The following is a 16,057-nucleotide window of genomic DNA, read 5'->3' as shown; positions in this document are numbered from 1 at the left end:
GTCCGATGCGCTCAGCGTCCGATGCGCTCAGAGGAGAGCAGGTCGGGCAGGGGGGTCCGGTGGCCGGTGGCGAGGGCGGCGGCGAGGGCGGCGGCGCCGAGCTCGTCGCGGAGGGACGCGTGCAGGGCGTTGCCGGGCAACAGGTGCGCGCGCAGCTCAGGGTCGAGGCGTTCGGCGGCGCCGAGCAGGGTGGCGGCGCGCTCGAAGCGGCCGGTCGCGTGGTCGCATTCGGCGAGCAGGCACAGGCCCGTCATCACGGCGCGCGGGTCGCCGAGGCCGACGGCCAGTTCGAGGCCCTCGGTGAGGTGGCGACGGGCCAGGCCGTGGTCGCCGTCCGATGCCGCGGCGCGGCCGAGGCCGAGCAGACAGCGGGCCGTGCAGCGGCGGTCGCCGATCCGCCGGAACTGCCCGAGGAGGGCGGTGTAGCCGGTCCGGGCGGTCGCGTGGTCGCCGTGGTGCTGGTCGAGGCGGGCCCGGAAGACCTCGGCGTGCAACCGCTCGTGCTCGTTGCCGCTGAGCCGGGCCAGCCGGCCGGCCTCGGCCAACCAGAGCGCGGCGTCGTCGAGACGGCTGTGGTCCTCGATCGCGCGGATCGCCATCTGGTTGAGGCAGTTGGCGCGCTTCACGTGGTCGCGCAGCCGGCCGAACAGATCGGCGGCCTGGGCCGTCAGGGTCAGGCAGGTCGCGGTGCCGGCCGTGGCGTGCCCGAGCGCGGACATCGTCAGCGCCCGGTGCCAGTCGTCGCCCAGCAGCTCGAAGCTCGACACCGCCAGCTCCAGGTGGCCGATCGCGGACGCGCGCCGCTCGCCGTACATCTTCACCCAGCCGAGGGCGAGCAGGGCGAGGGCCCGGTCCGGCCCGGTGTCGTCCCCGGCGCGCTCGTACGCCTGCTCGGCGAACGTCAGGGCGCGCCCGGTGTCCTGGTACGCCAGCAGGACGGAGCACGTGACGGCCGCCCGGACCCCCAGCGACCCGTCCGGGAGGGGGCGTTCGAGCAGCCGGTCGATCCAGCCGAACAGCTCGCCCCGGGCGCCGAGGATCTCCCAGCCCGTCCCGACGCCGGCCAGGAACTCCCAGGCGGCCACGGTGTCCGGCCGATCGAGGGCCCAGCGCATCGCGGTCCGCAGGTCGGCCCAGTGGCGGTCGAACCAGCGCATCGCGCCGGCCTGGTCCCGCCCGCGCAGGTCGGCCAGGAGGGCCACCCCGTGCCGGAGGTGGTGGCGGGCGTGCTGCTCGCGGGCCGTGCCGGCGGCGCCGCGCGACACCAGTCGCCGGTGCGCGAACTGGCGGACGCTGTCGAGCAGCCGGTACTCGGTGGTCTCGTCGCGCCGGCGGCGGGAGATCAGCGAACGGTCCAGCAGGCGCGGGAACAGCCGGACGAGATCGGCGGAGCCCAGCGGCGGATAGGCCAGGATCTGCGCCGCGGTGTCGTAGTCGAACTCGCCGGGGAACACCGCGCACCGCTCGAACAGCAGCCGTTCGTCGCCGCCCAGCAGGTCGTAGCTCCACTGGAGGGCCTCCTCCAGCGTGCGGTGCCGCCCCTGCGCCCCGTCGGTCAGCAGCGCGAACCGGTCGTCCAGCCGGGCCAGCAGCTCGGCCGGGGAGAAGAACCGGATCCGGGCGGCGGCGAGTTCGATGGCCAGCGGCAGGCCGTCCAACCGGCGGCAGATCATCGCGACGTGCCGGGCGTTGCCCGGGGTGACCTCGAAGCCGGGCGACACCGCGGCCGCGCGGTCCGCGAACAGCTGTCCGGCTGCCGCGCCGAGCACGGCCGGCGGGTCGTCCACCTCCTCGGGCAGCGGCAGCGGCGGGATCTCGTAGACGACCTCCCCGGCGACACCGAGCGGGCCGTGACCGGTGGCCAGCACGTGCAGGTGACCCGTGGTGGCCAGCAGGTCGGCGAGCAGCGCCGCCGCGGTGCCGGTGACGTGTTCGCAGTTGTCGACCAGCAGCCAGTGGCGGCCTTCGGCGAGCGCCTCGCGGATCAGGGAACGCAGCCTCCGCTCGTCGCCGGAGACGCCGAGGGCGTCGGCGAACGCGCGCTCCACGTCGTCCCCGGGTGGCACGGACGCGAGATCGACCAGCACGGCCGGCGGCAACGTGGTCACCGACTGCGCCAGCCGCAGCGCCAGCCGGGTCTTGCCGGTGCCCGCCGGACCGGTCAGCGTCAGCAGCCGGTGGGCTCCGACCAGCCCGAGCAGGTCGTCGGTCTCCCGGGCCCGCCCGACGAACGACGACAGCGGGCTGGGCAGCACGGTGCCGGGCTCCCGGCGGGCCCGCAGCCGCACCGCCGCGTCGACCAGTGCCAGGCGGCTCGACCCGCCGAGCTTGCGCAGCAGGGACGACACGTGGCTCTCCACGGTCCGCTCCGACACCTGGAGGCTGTCGGCGATCTCGCGGTTGTGCAGGCGGTCGCCCACGAGCCAGAAGATCTGGGACTCGCGTGGCGTCACCCCGGCCGCCCGCAGCGGATCGGACTCCATGAGGGGAGTATCCCGTCATTTCCGTACTGAGCACGGATGTGGGCGATCACGGCCCCGGTGTCCAATGACCGGGTACCCCCCTTTACCGGAAGGCAGGCACGATGAGCGACTCCGTCAAGCAACTGGTGGCACGCGCCCGGGACCGGGTCCGCAACCTGTCGGTGGCCGAGGTGGCCGAAGCCCTCGAAACCGGCGCCGTGACGCTGGTCGACCTCCGCGAGCCCGACGAGGTCCGGCGCGAGGGCAGCATCCCGGAAGCGGTGCGGGCGCCGCGCGGGATGCTGGAATTCTGGGCCGACCCCGGCAGCCCCTACCACCGCGAGGAGTTCGACCCCTCGGCGCCGACCATCCTCTACTGCGCCTCCGGCGGCCGGTCCGCGCTCGCCGCGAGCACCCTGCAGGAGCTCGGCTACACCGACGTCTCGCATCTCGACGGCGGGCTGACGGCCTGGAAGGCGGACGGCCGCCCGGTGACCTTCCGTCCCGGCGACCCGTCGTGACCGGCTTCCTCGGCGTCCCGCCACCCACGGCCGAGGGGCGGCAGGTGTTCGACGAGGACGTGGCCGAGGTCGGCTACGTGATGAACCTGTCCAGGCTGTGGGCCTACCGGCCCGCCCTCCTCAACGGGCTCTTCGACCTGATGGGGGAGACCGGCCGGGTGCACGGGCTGGACCTGCGCGGGCGCGGCGTCCTCGTCGCCGCCTGCGCCTCGGCCCTCGGCGACTCGTACTGCTCGCTGGTGTGGGGCGGCCGGCTGGCCGCGGAGACCGACCCGCTCACCGCCTCCGCCGTCCTCCGCGAAGACGACGACCACCTGTCCCTCAAGCAGCCGCCCACAGCGGGCGGCCACCTGACGGACGGCGGTGGCTTGGCGGACGGCGGTGGCTTTACGGACGGTGCTGGGTTGGCGGACGGCGGCGACCTGGCGGTTGGCGGTGGGCTCACGGACGGCGGTGGGCTGGCGGACGGCGGTGGGCTCACGGACGGTGAGCGGGCGATGGCCCGGTGGGCGCGCAAGGTGGCGCGCGATCCGAGCGGGACCTGCGCCGAGGACGTGCGGTCGCTGCGCGAGGCCGGTTTCGACGACGCCCAGATCTTCGCGATCACGGTGTTCGTCGCGCTGCGCATCGCGTTTTCGACGGTCAACGCCGCGCTCGGCGCGCGTCCCGACGCCGCCCTTCGCTCCACCACCCCGGCGGCCGTCCTCGACGCCGTCACGTACGGTCGCCCCATCGCCGAAGTCTGAGAGGCGCCCGTGGCTCACACACCCACCATGGCGTGGCCGGTGGGGTGTGGACTCACCAGTGCCCGGCCGGTGGGGTGTGGAACAGCCATGGCGTGGCCGGTGGGTGTGGACCGGCCATCTCCCGGCCGGTGGGGTGCGGACCGGCCGGGAGATGGCCGATCCGCGGCGGGGCCTCAGAGGGTGGCCTCGTGGAGGGGGGTGTCGAAGTCGGCCAGCCGGGCGCGGTCGACAGGGCGGCCGGAGCGGATCAACTCCTGGATCTGGCTCGTGACGTCCCAGATGTTGACGTTCATGCCGGCCACCACCCTGCCGTCGTCGAGCCAGAACGCGATGAACCGCCGGGAGGCGAGGTCGCCCCGGACGACGACGTCGTCGTTGTGGCCGGGCCGGGCGAGGCCGGTGTATTCCATGCCCAGGTCGTACTGGTCGGTGTAGAAGTAGGGCAGCCGGTCGTAGACGGCCTCCTGGCCGAGCATCGAGCGGGCGGCCACGGCGGGCTGGTTGAGGGCGTTGGCCCAGTGCTCGACGCGGATGTGGGTGCCGAGCAGCGGGTGGTAGGCGCTGGCCACGTCGCCGGCGGCGAAGATGTCGGGGTCGGAGGAGCGCAGGCCGGCGTCCACCACGATCCCGTCGTCCACCTTGAGCCCGGCCTCGGCCGCGAGGCCGGTGTTGGGGGCGGCGCCGATGCCGACGATGACCGCGTCGGCCGGCAGGTGGGTGCCGTCGGCCAGCCGCACCCCCGAGGCCCTGCCGCCCTCGCCGGTGATCTCGCTGACCTGCACGCCGAGCCGCAGGTCTACGTCGTGCTCGCGGTGCAGGTCGGCGAAGACGGCGGCGATCCGGGGGCCGAGCACGCGCAGCAGCGGCTGCCGCTCGGCTTCCAGCACGCTGACCTGTGCGCCGGCGGCACGGGCGGCGGCGGCCACCTCCAGGCCGATCCAGCCGGCGCCGACGATCGCGACGCGGGAGGCGGTGGCCAGGGTGTCGCGCAGCCGCTCGCTGTCGTCGACGGTGCGCAGGTAGAGGACGCCGTCCAGGTCGGCGCCGGGAACGGGCAGGCGGCGGGGCGTGGCGCCGGTGGCCAGCAGCAGCCTGTCGTAGCCGAGGCGCTCGCCGCCGGACAGGTCGAGCCGGTGGCCGGCGCGGTCGATGCCGGTCACCTGGGTGCCCTGAAGCAGCTCGACGTGGTGGGTTCGGTACCAGGCCGCGTCGTGGACGAAGATCTTCTCCCGCTCGGATTTGCCCTGCAGGTAGTCCTTGGACAGCGGTGGCCGCTCGTAGGGCAGGTGGGGCTCGGCGCCCACCAGCACGAGGCGGCCGTCGTAACCCTGCTCGCGCAGGGCCTCGGCGGTCTTGGCGGCGGCCAGGCCGCCGCCTGCGATCACGAATGTCATGGGTCAGGCTCCTGTCGGGTTGGTGCCGAGTTCGACGCAGCAGGCGCCGGGCCGGGGCGCGAGGGTGGCGCACAGGCCGGTGGCGCCGAGGCCGTCGAGGAAACCGGCGAGGAAGGCGTGGTTGATCGCGCAGACCAGGTCGGGGTCCTTGGCGGCCAGTGGGTGGAAGGGGCAGTTGCGCAGCCGGACCAGGGTCGGGGTGACGCGCACGGGCTCGAAGCCGTGGCTTTCGAGCATCTGGCCGGCGCAGGTGAGGGCGCGCTCGGGGCCGAGGCGTCCGGGTCTCGTGCGGTCGTGCTCGGCGGCGCCGAGCTCGTGGCCCCGGGCTCTGGCCACGCGGAGCGCCGCGTCCAGCCCGCTCTCCTGCGGGCGCTGGGCGCGTAGGCCGTCGAGCAGGATGTCGGCGAGCAGGCCGTGCTCCCGGGGCGGGATGCTGATCTGGACGTCGAGGCCGGTGGGCCGGTAGACCTTGGGCGCGCGGCCCACCTGGCGCGGCCCGCCCGGCCGGCCGTAGCCGGCTGAGAGCAGCCCCACGTCGACCAGTTTGTCCAGGTGGAAGGCGGCGAGCTTGCGGGAGATCCCGACGCTCTCGGCGGCCTCGTCGCGGGTCACCGGACCGTCGGAGCGCCGGATGAAGTCGTACATGCGGCGCCGCAGGTCGTCACTGAGCGCCGCGACGGCCGCCCGGGTCGGGTCCTCCATGTTCACCTCATCAGATTAACACCTATCACCATTAGCTAAATAGCTACATCCTGCGCTACTGTCGCTATATAACTAATCTTGGTTGGTTAAATAGGAGGTGGACGCCATCCAGTCCGTCGTGACACACCGACACGCCCCAGCGCCGATCCGCTCCGCCGACGGAATCGACCTGGCCGAGGCCGAACGCGCGGCCGAGCGGTTCCTGTCCGCCCTCGGCATCGAAACCGACGTCGAGGGGCTGCGCGAGACGCCCCGGCGGATGGCCCGCGCCTACGCCGAGATGCTCAGCCCGCGGCCCTTCGAGCTGACCACCTTCCCCAACGACGAGGGCTACGACGAGCTGGTCCTGGTCCGTGACATCCCCCTCCGCTCGGTCTGCGAGCACCACCTGCTGCCTTTCGCGGGTGTCGCCCACGTCGGCTACCTACCCGGCGGGCGCATCGTGGGCCTGTCGAAGCTGGCCCGGATCGTCGAGCACTTCGCCTGCCGCCCCCAGGTGCAGGAGCGTCTCACCAGGCAGGTCGCCGACTGGCTCCAGGCCCGGCTCGATCCCCGGGGGGTCGGCGTGGTCATCGAAGCCGACCACACCTGCATGACCCTGCGCGGTGTCCAGGCCCCCGGATCCCGTACGGTCACCTCTACCCTGCTGGGGACCCTTCGAGACGACGCTCGCTCGCGCGGCGAGTTCTTCGCCCTCACCGGACGCCCGAACCCCTGAAGGACGCATGGAGATCTGGATCAACCCCGACTGTTCGAAGTGCCGGTCCGCGCTGTCGATCCTGGACGCCGAGCAGGCCGACTACACCGTCCGCCGCTACCTCGAAGACCCGCCCGCCGAGCACGAGCTGCGCGACGTGCTGGCCAGGCTGGGGCTCGAACCCTGGGACATCACCCGGCTCGGCGAGCCCGCCGCCGCCGAGCTCGGTTTGGCCGGCTGGTCCCGCACCCCGGCCGACCGTGACCGCTGGATCCGGGCGCTGGCCGCCCATCCGATCCTGATCCAGCGCCCCATCATCACCGCCGCCGACGGGCCGTCCGTCGTGGCGCGGACCGAGCAGGCCGTCCGCTCGGTCCTGTGACCGGCGGCTGCGTGACCAGCGCCGGGTGCTCGCCCGGCGGGCGCACCTCGTCGAGTCGCTCCACGCGGTCTCGCCGTCGCCGTACATCGTCGCCCCGGTGTGACTTGCTACGGAATCGTTGACACTCGTCACCATGATGTGGGACTTTCGGGCGGTGCAGGGTGACGTGAGTCACCGATGTGAGTCACCCCACCGCCTTTGCCGGGCAAGCACGCAGGTCACGGCATTCGCGCTGGGGGCGGTCGGGTGCCCGAGAAGGAGCAGAATCGGATGGACGTCCCCATGCCCAAGTCGTCACGCGCCCGCCGGCGAAGCAGCTCGATGGTCATCGCCGCCCTGCTCACGGGCCTCGCGACCGCCTGCGGCGGCTCCGCCATCTCCGGGGAACAACCCGCGTCCCAGGCGGCCGGCGGCCCGGCCACGATCGGGCTGGTCGTCCCGAAGTCCGGCGTCTACGCCCCGCTCGGAGCCGACATGGAGAACGGCTTCAAGCTCTACCTCGACCAGCACGGCGGCAAGCTCGGCGGCAAGGAGATCGACCTGAAGGTCTCCGACGAGGGCGAGGGCCCGCAGACCGGAGTGCCGGCCGCCACCAAGCTGGTCACCCAGGACAAGGCCGGCGCCGTCGTCGGCATCGTCAACTCCGCGACCGCGCTCGGCCTGCGCGACACCTTCATCGAGTCCAAGGTGCCGCTCATCATCGCCAACGCCGGCGCCGACGACGTCACCACGAGCGGCGGATCGCCGTACATCTGGCGGACCTCGTTCACCAACAACGCCGTCGGCGCCTCGCTCGGCGCCGAGGTGGCCAAGCAGGTCGGCGGCGAGCCGGTCTACCTCATCACCGCCGACTACGCGGCCGGCAAGGAGATGGTGGGCGGCTTCAAGAAGGCGTTCGAGGACGCCGGCGGCAAGGTGGCGGGCGAGGCCTACACGCCGTTCGGCACCACCAAGGACTTCCAGCCGTACCTGAGCAAGATCAAGGGCACCGGGGCGAAGGCGGTCTTCTGCTTCTATGCCGGCGCCGAGGCGGTCGGCTTCGTCAAGCAGTACGACCAGTTCGGGCTCTCCGGCGACCTCCCGCTGTTCGGCACCGGGTTCGTCACCGAGGGCGCCGTGCTCGACGCGCAGGGCGCGGCGGCCGTGGGCACGCAGACCTCCCTGCACTACAGCGACCTCATCGACTCCCCGAAGAACAAGGAGTTCGTCACCGCCTACCAGGCCGCCTTCAAGGAGGCGCCCACGGTCTACGCGGTGCAGGCCTACGACGCGGCGGCGGTGCTCGACGCGGCCCTGGCCAAGGCGGCCACGACCGATGGCGAGGCCATCTCCAAGGCGCTGGCCGAGATCGGCGCCGTCGACAGCCCGCGCGGCACGTGGACCTTCGACGCCGAGCACGACCCCGAGCAGCCCTACTACCTGCGCAAGGTCGAGGAGCGCTCGGGCGCCTACGTGAACGCGCTGGTCAGCGAACTGGCCAAGGGCTAGCTCGATGCAGTACGCCGTCACCGTCCTGAACGGCCTGGCGCTCGGCGCGATCCTCTTCCTGATCGCCGTGGGGCTCTCGCTGGTCTTCGGCATCATGGACGTGCTCAACCTCGCCCACGGCGCGGTCTACCTGGTCGGCGCCTACGTGGCCGTGGCCCTGATCGAGGGCCACGCCTCGGTGGCCGGGTTCGTGGCCGCCGTGCTCGTCGCCGCGCTGGTCGGAGGCTTGGCGGGCGCGGCGCTGGCGGGCATGTCGATCCCGGTACGCGGCCACCTCGACCAGGCCCTGCTGACCCTGGGTACAGCGTTGATCATCACCGAGCTGATCAGCGAGTTCTTCGGCAACGAGGTGCGCTCCGTCGCGCCGCCCCCCGGGCTCGACGCCTCGGTCGGCCTGTTCGGCCAGGCGTACCCGGCCTACCGGCTGGCCCTGGTCGTCGTCGGGGTCGTGGTGGCGGTCGGGCTGCACCTGCTGCTGGAGCGGACCCGGATCGGCGCGACGCTGCGGGCCACCGTGGCCGACCGCCAGATGGTCGAGGCGATGGGCATCCGCACCCGCCGGCTGGTCATCAGCGTCTTCGCCGCCGGAGCCGCGCTGGCCGCCGTCGGCGGCGTCCTCGCCGGCCCGGTCCTCGGCGCCCAGCCGGGACTGGACGACACGGTCCTGCTGCTGGCCCTGGTCGTGGTGGTGATCGGCGGCCTCGGCTCGGTCCGCGGCGCGCTGCTCGGTGCCGTGCTCGTCGGGCAGGTGCAGGCCCTCGGGGTGGCCCTGCTGCCCGACCAGGCGTCCTTCCTGCTGTTCGCCGCGATGGCCGCGGTGCTGCTGCTCCGGCCCGCGGGCCTCCTCCCGGCGCGAGGGCCGGCGCACGCATGAGCCCCGCCGACACGAACGCCGCCGACACGAACGCCGCCGACACGAACGCCGCCGATACGAACCGTGCCGACACGAACGCCGCCGATATGAAGGCTGCCTCCATGAGAACCGTCATGGCCGTCCCATCGGTCGTTCGCGGGCGGGCCGGGCGCCTGCTGGTCCCGCTGGCGGTGGTCGTCGTGCTCGCCGCCCTGCCGCTGGTCCTCGGCGCCTACCCGATCACACTGGCCTCCCGGGTGCTGGCCTTCGCGCTGCTGGTGGTGAGCGTCGACATCCTCACCGGGGTGACCGGCCTGCCCACCCTCGGCCAGGTGGCCTACTTCGGCGCCGGCGCCTACACCGCGGCCCTGGTCGGCATCCACTGGACGAGCAACGCGGCCGTGCAACTCCTGGCCGGCGTGCTCGTCGCCACCGCGCTGGCCCTGGCCACGGGCGCGATCGTGGTGCGGACCAAGGGCATCGTCTTCCTCATGGTGACGCTCGCGGTCGGGGAGCTCACCCACCAGGTCGCGGCCTCCTGGACGGCGGTCGGCGGGACCAACGGCCTGGCCGGGATCCCGCCGATCAGCGTGCTGCCGGGCGGGCCCGCCTTGACCCTGTCCGGATTCGTCTACTGGTGGGTGCTGGCCGTCTTCGTCGTGGTCTTCCTCCTGGTGGCGCGGGCGATGCGGGCGCCGTTCGGCCGCACGCTGCGCGGCATCCGCGACAACGAGCCGCGCCTGCGGGCGCTCGGCCAGCGCACCTACTCCGCCAAGCTCGCCGCGTACGGGCTGGCCGGAGCGGTGGCGGGGGCCGCGGGCACCCTGTGGACCGCCCAGGCCAGGTTCGTCTCGCCCACCGACCTCGGCTTCGACGTCGCCGCGTTCGCTCTGCTCAGCGTGGTCATCGGGGGAGCGGGCAGCCTCTGGGGGCCGTGCCTGGGGGCGGCGCTGGTGATCCTCGTCCGCGACGAGGTCTCCGACTACGTCGACGGGCGCGGCCCGCTGCTCCTCGGCATCGTGTTCGTCGCCGGGGTCTACCTGCTGCCACGCGTCCGGGCCGTACTCGGTCGCTTACGCGCCCGCGAGAAGGGATTCCCATGAGCGACATCCTCCGCCTGGACGCGGTGTCCCTGGCGTACGGGCGGCTGACGGCGGTGGACAAGGTCAGCCTGTCGGTGCCGAAAGGCGCCCGGCACGCCCTGATCGGTCCCAACGGCGCGGGCAAGTCGTCGCTGTTCTCGGTGGTCGCGGGCATCCGGCCTCCCACGTCCGGCCGGATCGAGTTCGACGGCGCGGACGTGACCGAGGTCAGCGAGGCCGGGCGGGCGGCCGGCGGGCTGGTCCGCACCTACCAGCACTCCAGCCTGTTCCTCGGCTGCACCGTGCTCGACAACGTGCGCCTGGCCGCCGAGCGCGTCCACGGCCGGCCGCTGCGCCCGTTCCGGCGCAGGCGACGCGACGCGGAAGTCACCGAACGGGCCCACGCCCACCTCGCCTCCGCCGGGCTTCCGGGCCGGCACGGCCACCTCGCGGGCTCGCTGTCGCACGGGGAACGTCGCCAGCTGGAGGTGGCCATGGTGCTGGCCTGCGAGCCGTCACTGGTCCTGTTCGACGAGCCGACCGCGGGCATGTCGGCCGCCGAGACCGACCGCTTCGCCGAGCTGGTCGAACGGCTGCCCGAAGAGCTGTCGATGGTGATCGTGGAGCACGACCTCGACGTCGTCTTCCGGCTGGCCCGGCAGGTCACCGTCCTGGCGGCCGGGAGCGTCATCGCCTCGGGCACCCCCGACGAGGTCCGCGCGGACGAGCACGTGCAGCGGGCCTACCTCGGCGCCGACTCGACCGACGAGTTGTTCACGGAGGCGTCATGACGGCCCTGCTCGAAGTCCGGGACCTGGTCGCGGGCTATGACGGCGGTCGCGTCCTCGACGGGGTCGGCCTGACGGTCGCCCCGGGCGAGGCCGTCACCCTGCTCGGCCGCAACGGCGTCGGCAAGACCACCCTGATCCATGCCGTCGCCGGATTCGTCCGCCCGAGCCAGGGCTCGGTCCGCGTGGGCGGGCGTGAGGTGAGCCGGCAGGCGCCCAACGTGGTGGCCCGGTCGGGCGTCGCGATCGTCCCGCAGGGCCGGCGGGTGTTCGCGACGCTCACCGTCGAGGAGCACCTCGCGATCGCCGCGCGCGGCCGCTCCTGGACCCGTGAGCGCGTGTACGAGACCATGCCGCGCCTCGCCGAACGGCGCGACCACCTGGCCTCGCACCTGTCGGGCGGCGAGCAGCAGATGCTGGCCATCGGCCGGGCCCTGCTGAGCGACCCGCGGCTGCTCCTGCTCGACGAGCCGTCCGACGGCCTGGCTCCCGTCATCGTGGACCGGGTCCAGGAGCTCCTGCTCGACCTGGTGGCCGGGGGCATGGCCGTCCTGCTGGTCGAGCAGAACCTCCGGATGGCCTTCGCCGTGGCCTCCCGGGTGCTGGTCATGTCGAAGGGCCGCGTCGTGCACGAGGGCTCGGTGACGGACTTTCGGGCCGACGCCGGCCGCGCCCGCGACCTCCTGGGGGTAGCCGGGTAGCCGGGTAGCCGATCGCGGGCTCTCAACGGTGGGCTCGTCAACGGCGCTCGTCAACGGCGCTCGTCAAGGGCGCTCGTCAGCCGCGTGCGGACAGCTCGGTCCAGTGCTCCTGTGACGGCGGGTGCCAGGCCTGGTGCAGGTCGTTGAAGACGTTGGCGGCGCGGACGCCGATCCAGTCGGGCGGCAGCAGCTCCTGGGGCAGCTGCGGGTCGAGCATGGGGAAGCGCCGCCAGGCGTGCACCAGGCGGATCTGCGTGAACAGCACCGGGTCGCCAGGGCTGGGCCGCAGCCCGGCGAACTCCTGGACGAAGGCGGTGTAGGCGGTGGCGAGGTCGCCGAGGTGCCAGGCCTGCTCCACCATGGCGCGTTCGGAGCCGACGCCGGCGTAGGGGCCGCTGAAGGAGAAGGCCGTGATGTCGAGGCCGAGGCTCTCGACCACCTGCTTGGCCTCGGCCTCGCGGGAGGCGTGGGGGCTCACCCACACGCCGGGGATCGGGCTGGCGAAGCCTGCCCAGGTGAGCCTCGTGCGCAGTTGGTGGCGCAGGTCGCGCTTGCTCTCCGGCACGGTGGCGAGGAGCACCAGCCAGCGGCCGTCCCAGGAGTCGCGGTCGCGGCCGAAGGTGTAGATGCGCTCGGCGCCCTCGGACAGCAGCTCACGGCCGTGGCCGGTCAGCGCCCAGCGCACCCGGCGCCCGCGCCGCTCGGCGACGATCCAGCCGTCGGCGGCCATGCGGGCCAGCGCCTGGCGGGTGGACTTCTCCTCCACGTCGAGGCCGCCCAGGACGTGCAGCAGGGTCGAGGTCCATACGGGCTCGGCCTGCGGCAGCACGTACTCGCCGAACACGGTGAGCATCAGGGACCTGGCGCTGCCCGATCCGGCCTGGCGGCGGCGGGTGTAGGTCGGCTTGGCCGCGGGCTCGGGTGCGACGCGGGGCATGGGATGTGCGCCCCTCCTTGTGGACTCGGGTGAACGCAGGATAACCCCGCGTAGGTCGGCTACCGACGATCACAGGACAAAATGCTACTGATTCTTGACGGTAGGCGAAAACCATGTGGAGTATTGAGGCAGTCGACACAGCAGCAGGAGGACGGCCTGATGACCACCCTGGCAAGTGAGCCGAGCGTGCCCGCGGACGCCCGGTCGGAGGGCGCGCAGGCGCGAGTGGAGTTCCGGACCCACCCGTCCCGCTACCGGCACTGGCGCCTCGCCTTCGACGGCCCGGTGGCCACGCTCACGATGGACGTCGACGAGCAGGGCGGGCTGGTGCCCGGCTACGAGCTCAAGCTCAACTCCTACGACCTCGGCGTCGACATCGAGCTCCACGACGCCGTGCAGCGGCTCCGGTTCGAGCATCCCGAGGTGCGCACGGTCGTGGTGACCAGCGGCAAGGAGAAGATCTTCTGCGCCGGCGCGAACATCCACATGCTGGCCGCCTCCTCACACGCGTGGAAGGTGAACTTCTGCAAGTTCACCAACGAGACCCGCAACGGCATCGAGGACGCCTCCGCCAACTCCGGGCAGACCTACGTCGCCGCGCTCAACGGCACCGCGTCGGGCGGCGGCTACGAGCTCGCCCTGGCCTGCGAGCACATCATGCTGGTCGACGACCGCTCGTCGGCGGTGTCGCTGCCCGAGCTGCCGCTCCTCGGTGTGCTGCCGGGCACCGGCGGCCTGACCCGCGTGTCCGACAAGCGCCACGTCCGCCGCGACCTGGCCGACTACTTCTCGACCAGGTCCGAGGGCGTGGGCGGCAAGAAGGCCGTGGGATGGCGGCTGGTGGACGAGGCGGTGCCCCGTTCCCGCTGGGACGAGACGGTGGCGCGGCGGGCGGCCGAGTTCGCCGCCCGTTCCACCCGTCCCGACGGGGCCACGGGGATCGAGCTCACCCCGCTGGCCAAGTCCCGCACCGCGGACGAGATCGCGTACCGGCACGTGACGGCGACCCTCGACCACGGGCGCGGCTGCGTGGAGATCACCGTGCGCGGCCCCGAGACCGGCCCGCCCGGCGACGCCGCCGGGATCCACGAGCAGGGCGCGGAGTTCTGGACGCTCGCCGTGACGCGGGAGCTCGACGACCTGATCCTCGACCTGCGCGCCAACGAGACCGAGCTGGGCACCTGGGTGTTCCGCACCCTGGGCGACGCGGAGCGGGTGCTGGCCTACGACGCACTGCTGCTGGAGCACCGCGACGACTGGCTGGCCGGCGAGATCGTGCTCTTCCTCAAGCGCACGCTCAAGCGGCTCGACGTCACCAGCCGCAGCCTGATCGCGCTGGCCGAGCCGGGCAGCTGCTTCGCCGGCTCGCTGCTGGAGCTCGCGCTGGCCGCCGACCGCTCCTTCCAGCTGTTCGGCGTGTTCGAGGACGTCGACTCCGACGCCGAGCCCGCCGCGATCACCGTCGGCCCGATGAACCGGGGCCCGCTGCCGATGGGCAACGGCCTGACCCGGCTCGGCACCCGCTTCCACGGCGACGACGACGCCCTGGCGGCGGCCGAGGCCCACGCGGGGCGGCCCCTGCAGGCGGAGGAGGCCGAGCGGTTCGGCCTGGTGACGTTCGCGCCGGACGACATCGACTGGGCCGACGAGGTGCGCATCGCGATCGAGGAACGCTCCAGTTTCAGCCCCGACGCGCTCACCGGCCTGGAGGCCAACTACCGCTTCGCCGGCCCCGAGACGATCGAGACCAAGATCTTCGGACGGCTCACCGCCTGGCAGAACTGGATCTTCTACCGTCCCAACGCCTCCGGGCCCGACGGCGCGCTGCGCAAGTTCGGCACCGGGCAGCGCGCCGACTTCGACAAGAAGCGAGTTTGACCATGACCAGCACCGCCGACTACTCGGAGAAGATCCCCAACAACGTCGACCTGCACGAGGACCGCCGGCTGCAGCGCGCCCTGGAGTCCTGGCAGCCCAACTTCCTCGACTGGTGGGAGTCCATGGGCCCCACCCTGCCCACGCGGGACGTCTACCTGCGCACCGCCGTCAACGTGGGGCGCGAGGGCTGGGCCCACTTCGGGCACGTCGCCATGAAGGACTACCGGTGGGGCATCTTCCTCGCCGAGCGCGACCGCGACCGGCGCATCGCCTTCGGCCAGCACAAGGGCGAGCCCGTCTGGCAGAAGGTGCCCGGCGAGTATCGCGCCGACCTGCGACGGCTGATCGTCATCCAGGGTGACACCGAGCCCGCCTCGGTCGAGCAGCAGCGCAACCTCGGCGCCACCTCGCCCAGCCTGTACGACCTGCGCAACCTGTTCCAGGTCAACGTCGAGGAGGGACGCCACCTGTGGGCCATGGTCTACCTGCTGCAGGCGTACTTCGGCCGTGAGGGGCGCGAGGAGGCCGAGGAACTGCTGCAGCGCAACTCCGGCAGCGAGGAGTCACCGCGCATCCTCGGGGCCTTCAACGAGGAGACGCCCGACTGGCTGTCGTTCTTCATGTTCACCTACTTCACCGACCGCGACGGGAAGTACCAGCTCGGCACGTTGAAGGAGAGCGCGTTCGACCCGCTGTCGCGCACCTGCGAGTTCATGCTCAAGGAAGAGTCGCACCACATGTTCGTGGGGACGACGGGCATCGACCGAGTCGTGCAGCGGACCGTGCAGTTGATGCGGGAGCACGACACCGACGACGTCGTCGGCCACGGCGGCATCCCGCTGGACGTGATCCAGAAATATCTGAACTTCCACTACTCGGTCTCGCTCGACCTGTTCGGCTCGGAGACCTCGACCAACGTGGCCAACTACTTCACCGCCGGCCTCAAGGGCCGCTGGTCGGAGGAGCGCCGCAGGGACGACCACCGGCTGACCGACGACTCGATCATGGTCGACTCGGTGAACGACGGCCGGATCGGCCAGACCGAGGTCGCGGCGCTGGTCGGCCTCAACACCGACCTGCGCGGCGAGTACATCGGCGACTGCCAGAACGGCGTCAACCGGTGGAACAAGATCCTCGAGGACGCCGGCATGCCGCAGCGGCTGTTCCTGCCGCACCGCGCGTTCAACCGCAGGGTCGGCGCGTTCGCCGGCATCGAGGTCACACCCCAGGGCGAGGTGATCACGGCCGAGGAGTGGGAGCGGCGCAAGGGCGCCTGGCTGCCCACCGACGTCGACAAGGCGCACGTCCGCTCGCTGATGCGGCCGGTGCACGAACGCGGCAAGATCGCAGCCTGGATCGCGCCCCCGCGCCAGGGCATCAACGGCAAGCCCTTCGACTACGACTACGTGCGCCTCGTCTAGAACCC

At 72.5% G+C, this 16,057-nt stretch carries 15 protein-coding genes; 11 read left to right on the top strand and 4 right to left on the bottom strand.

Annotated features, from left to right (window positions below; all coding sequences use genetic code 11):
* Positions 1 to 11: 11 nt before the first annotated feature.
* Positions 12 to 2,483 carry a LuxR C-terminal-related transcriptional regulator gene (locus AB0C16_RS00310; RefSeq protein WP_357677220.1) on the bottom strand — a complete coding sequence of 824 codons (2,472 nt, stop codon included), beginning with the start codon at positions 2,481 to 2,483 and terminating at the stop codon, positions 12 to 14.
* A 101-nt stretch (positions 2,484 to 2,584) separates the two neighbouring features.
* Here AB0C16_RS00310 and AB0C16_RS00305 point away from each other — a divergent pair, with 101 nt between their 5' ends.
* Both AB0C16_RS00305 and AB0C16_RS00300 read left to right on the top strand, forming a co-directional pair.
* Positions 2,585 to 2,983, top strand: a complete 399-nt coding sequence (locus AB0C16_RS00305) for a rhodanese-like domain-containing protein (RefSeq protein WP_357677218.1) — start codon at positions 2,585 to 2,587, stop codon at positions 2,981 to 2,983.
* A complete protein-coding gene (locus AB0C16_RS00300; protein WP_357677217.1) occupies positions 2,980 to 3,729 on the top strand; it encodes a hypothetical protein in 750 nt (249 codons plus the stop codon). Before AB0C16_RS00305 ends, AB0C16_RS00300 begins: the two co-directional genes overlap by 4 nt.
* A 173-nt stretch (positions 3,730 to 3,902) precedes the next feature.
* Here the strand turns inward: AB0C16_RS00300 and AB0C16_RS00295 are convergent, their stop codons facing one another.
* Both AB0C16_RS00295 and AB0C16_RS00290 read right to left on the bottom strand, forming a co-directional pair.
* Positions 3,903 to 5,123, bottom strand: a complete 1,221-nt coding sequence (locus tag AB0C16_RS00295; RefSeq protein WP_357677215.1) for an FAD-dependent oxidoreductase — start codon at positions 5,121 to 5,123, stop codon at positions 3,903 to 3,905.
* Between the two features lie 3 nt (positions 5,124 to 5,126).
* Entirely contained in the window at positions 5,127 to 5,825 is a 699-nt protein-coding gene (locus AB0C16_RS00290) for a helix-turn-helix domain-containing protein (RefSeq protein ID WP_357677213.1), read from the bottom strand.
* A gap of 106 nt (positions 5,826 to 5,931) precedes the next feature.
* Between AB0C16_RS00290 and folE the strand changes: the two genes are divergently transcribed.
* The 7 genes from folE to AB0C16_RS00255 all read left to right on the top strand — a co-directional run bounded on the left by folE (position 5,932) and on the right by AB0C16_RS00255 (position 11,816).
* Positions 5,932 to 6,543 (top strand): GTP cyclohydrolase I FolE, encoded by a 612-nt coding sequence (gene folE, locus AB0C16_RS00285; protein ID WP_357677703.1) that lies wholly within the window; start codon positions 5,932 to 5,934, stop codon positions 6,541 to 6,543.
* 7 nt (positions 6,544 to 6,550) lie between these two features.
* Entirely contained in the window at positions 6,551 to 6,904 is a 354-nt protein-coding gene (locus tag AB0C16_RS00280) for an ArsC/Spx/MgsR family protein (protein ID WP_357677211.1), read from the top strand.
* 270 nt (positions 6,905 to 7,174) lie between these two features.
* Positions 7,175 to 8,392 (top strand): ABC transporter substrate-binding protein, encoded by a 1,218-nt coding sequence (locus AB0C16_RS00275; RefSeq protein ID WP_357677209.1) that lies wholly within the window; start codon positions 7,175 to 7,177, stop codon positions 8,390 to 8,392.
* A gap of 4 nt (positions 8,393 to 8,396) precedes the next feature.
* Positions 8,397 to 9,266, top strand: coding sequence for a branched-chain amino acid ABC transporter permease (locus AB0C16_RS00270; protein ID WP_357677207.1), 870 nt, complete (start codon positions 8,397 to 8,399; stop codon positions 9,264 to 9,266).
* Positions 9,267 to 9,367: 101 nt separating this feature from the next.
* Positions 9,368 to 10,348: a branched-chain amino acid ABC transporter permease gene (locus tag AB0C16_RS00265; RefSeq protein WP_357677205.1), complete on the top strand. Its 981-nt coding sequence runs from the start codon at positions 9,368 to 9,370 to the stop codon at positions 10,346 to 10,348.
* Positions 10,345 to 11,118 (top strand): ABC transporter ATP-binding protein, encoded by a 774-nt coding sequence (locus tag AB0C16_RS00260; RefSeq protein WP_357677203.1) that lies wholly within the window; start codon positions 10,345 to 10,347, stop codon positions 11,116 to 11,118. The genes AB0C16_RS00265 and AB0C16_RS00260 overlap by 4 nt, the downstream gene beginning before the upstream one ends.
* Positions 11,115 to 11,816, top strand: a complete 702-nt coding sequence (locus AB0C16_RS00255) for an ABC transporter ATP-binding protein (protein WP_357677201.1) — start codon at positions 11,115 to 11,117, stop codon at positions 11,814 to 11,816. The genes AB0C16_RS00260 and AB0C16_RS00255 overlap by 4 nt, the downstream gene beginning before the upstream one ends.
* Before the next feature lie 76 nt (positions 11,817 to 11,892).
* On the opposite strand, the gene AB0C16_RS00250 is transcribed toward AB0C16_RS00255, so the two are convergent.
* Complete coding sequence (locus AB0C16_RS00250; RefSeq protein ID WP_357677199.1) at positions 11,893 to 12,753, bottom strand: PaaX family transcriptional regulator C-terminal domain-containing protein; 861 nt, start codon at positions 12,751 to 12,753, stop codon at positions 11,893 to 11,895.
* A gap of 159 nt (positions 12,754 to 12,912) precedes the next feature.
* Here AB0C16_RS00250 and boxC point away from each other — a divergent pair, with 159 nt between their 5' ends.
* The gene (gene boxC, locus AB0C16_RS00245; RefSeq protein WP_357677197.1) at positions 12,913 to 14,631 is read left to right on the top strand and encodes a 2,3-epoxybenzoyl-CoA dihydrolase; all 1,719 of its coding nucleotides are present in this window, start codon (positions 12,913 to 12,915) and stop codon (positions 14,629 to 14,631) included.
* A gap of 2 nt (positions 14,632 to 14,633) precedes the next feature.
* Positions 14,634 to 16,052 carry a benzoyl-CoA 2,3-epoxidase subunit BoxB gene (gene boxB, locus AB0C16_RS00240; protein ID WP_357677195.1) on the top strand — a complete coding sequence of 473 codons (1,419 nt, stop codon included), beginning with the start codon at positions 14,634 to 14,636 and terminating at the stop codon, positions 16,050 to 16,052.
* Positions 16,053 to 16,057: the final 5 nt, after the last annotated feature.

This window comes from Nonomuraea sp. NPDC048916, assembly GCF_040649575.1.
GTDB lineage: Bacteria > Actinomycetota > Actinomycetes > Streptosporangiales > Streptosporangiaceae > Nonomuraea.
This window is presented reverse-complemented; position numbering and strand designations above follow the sequence as displayed.

Bases quoted from the DNA above. Each gene is read 5' to 3' on its own strand.
- AB0C16_RS00310 (WP_357677220.1), bottom strand. From the start codon at position 2,483: ATGGAGTCCGATCCGCTGCGGGCGGCCGGGGTGACGCCACGCGAGTCC.
- boxB (WP_357677195.1), top strand. From the start codon at position 14,634: ATGACCAGCACCGCCGACTACTCGGAGAAGATCCCCAACAACGTCGAC.
- AB0C16_RS00260 (WP_357677203.1), top strand. From the start codon at position 10,345: ATGAGCGACATCCTCCGCCTGGACGCGGTGTCCCTGGCGTACGGGCGG.
- AB0C16_RS00265 (WP_357677205.1), top strand. From the start codon at position 9,368: ATGAGAACCGTCATGGCCGTCCCATCGGTCGTTCGCGGGCGGGCCGGG.
- AB0C16_RS00290 (WP_357677213.1), bottom strand. From the start codon at position 5,825: ATGGAGGACCCGACCCGGGCGGCCGTCGCGGCGCTCAGTGACGACCTG.
- AB0C16_RS00250 (WP_357677199.1), bottom strand. From the start codon at position 12,753: ATGCCCCGCGTCGCACCCGAGCCCGCGGCCAAGCCGACCTACACCCGC.
- AB0C16_RS00275 (WP_357677209.1), top strand. From the start codon at position 7,175: ATGGACGTCCCCATGCCCAAGTCGTCACGCGCCCGCCGGCGAAGCAGC.
- AB0C16_RS00305 (WP_357677218.1), top strand. From the start codon at position 2,585: ATGAGCGACTCCGTCAAGCAACTGGTGGCACGCGCCCGGGACCGGGTC.
- boxC (WP_357677197.1), top strand. From the start codon at position 12,913: ATGACCACCCTGGCAAGTGAGCCGAGCGTGCCCGCGGACGCCCGGTCG.
- AB0C16_RS00270 (WP_357677207.1), top strand. From the start codon at position 8,397: ATGCAGTACGCCGTCACCGTCCTGAACGGCCTGGCGCTCGGCGCGATC.
- AB0C16_RS00280 (WP_357677211.1), top strand. From the start codon at position 6,551: ATGGAGATCTGGATCAACCCCGACTGTTCGAAGTGCCGGTCCGCGCTG.
- AB0C16_RS00295 (WP_357677215.1), bottom strand. From the start codon at position 5,123: ATGACATTCGTGATCGCAGGCGGCGGCCTGGCCGCCGCCAAGACCGCC.
- AB0C16_RS00255 (WP_357677201.1), top strand. From the start codon at position 11,115: ATGACGGCCCTGCTCGAAGTCCGGGACCTGGTCGCGGGCTATGACGGC.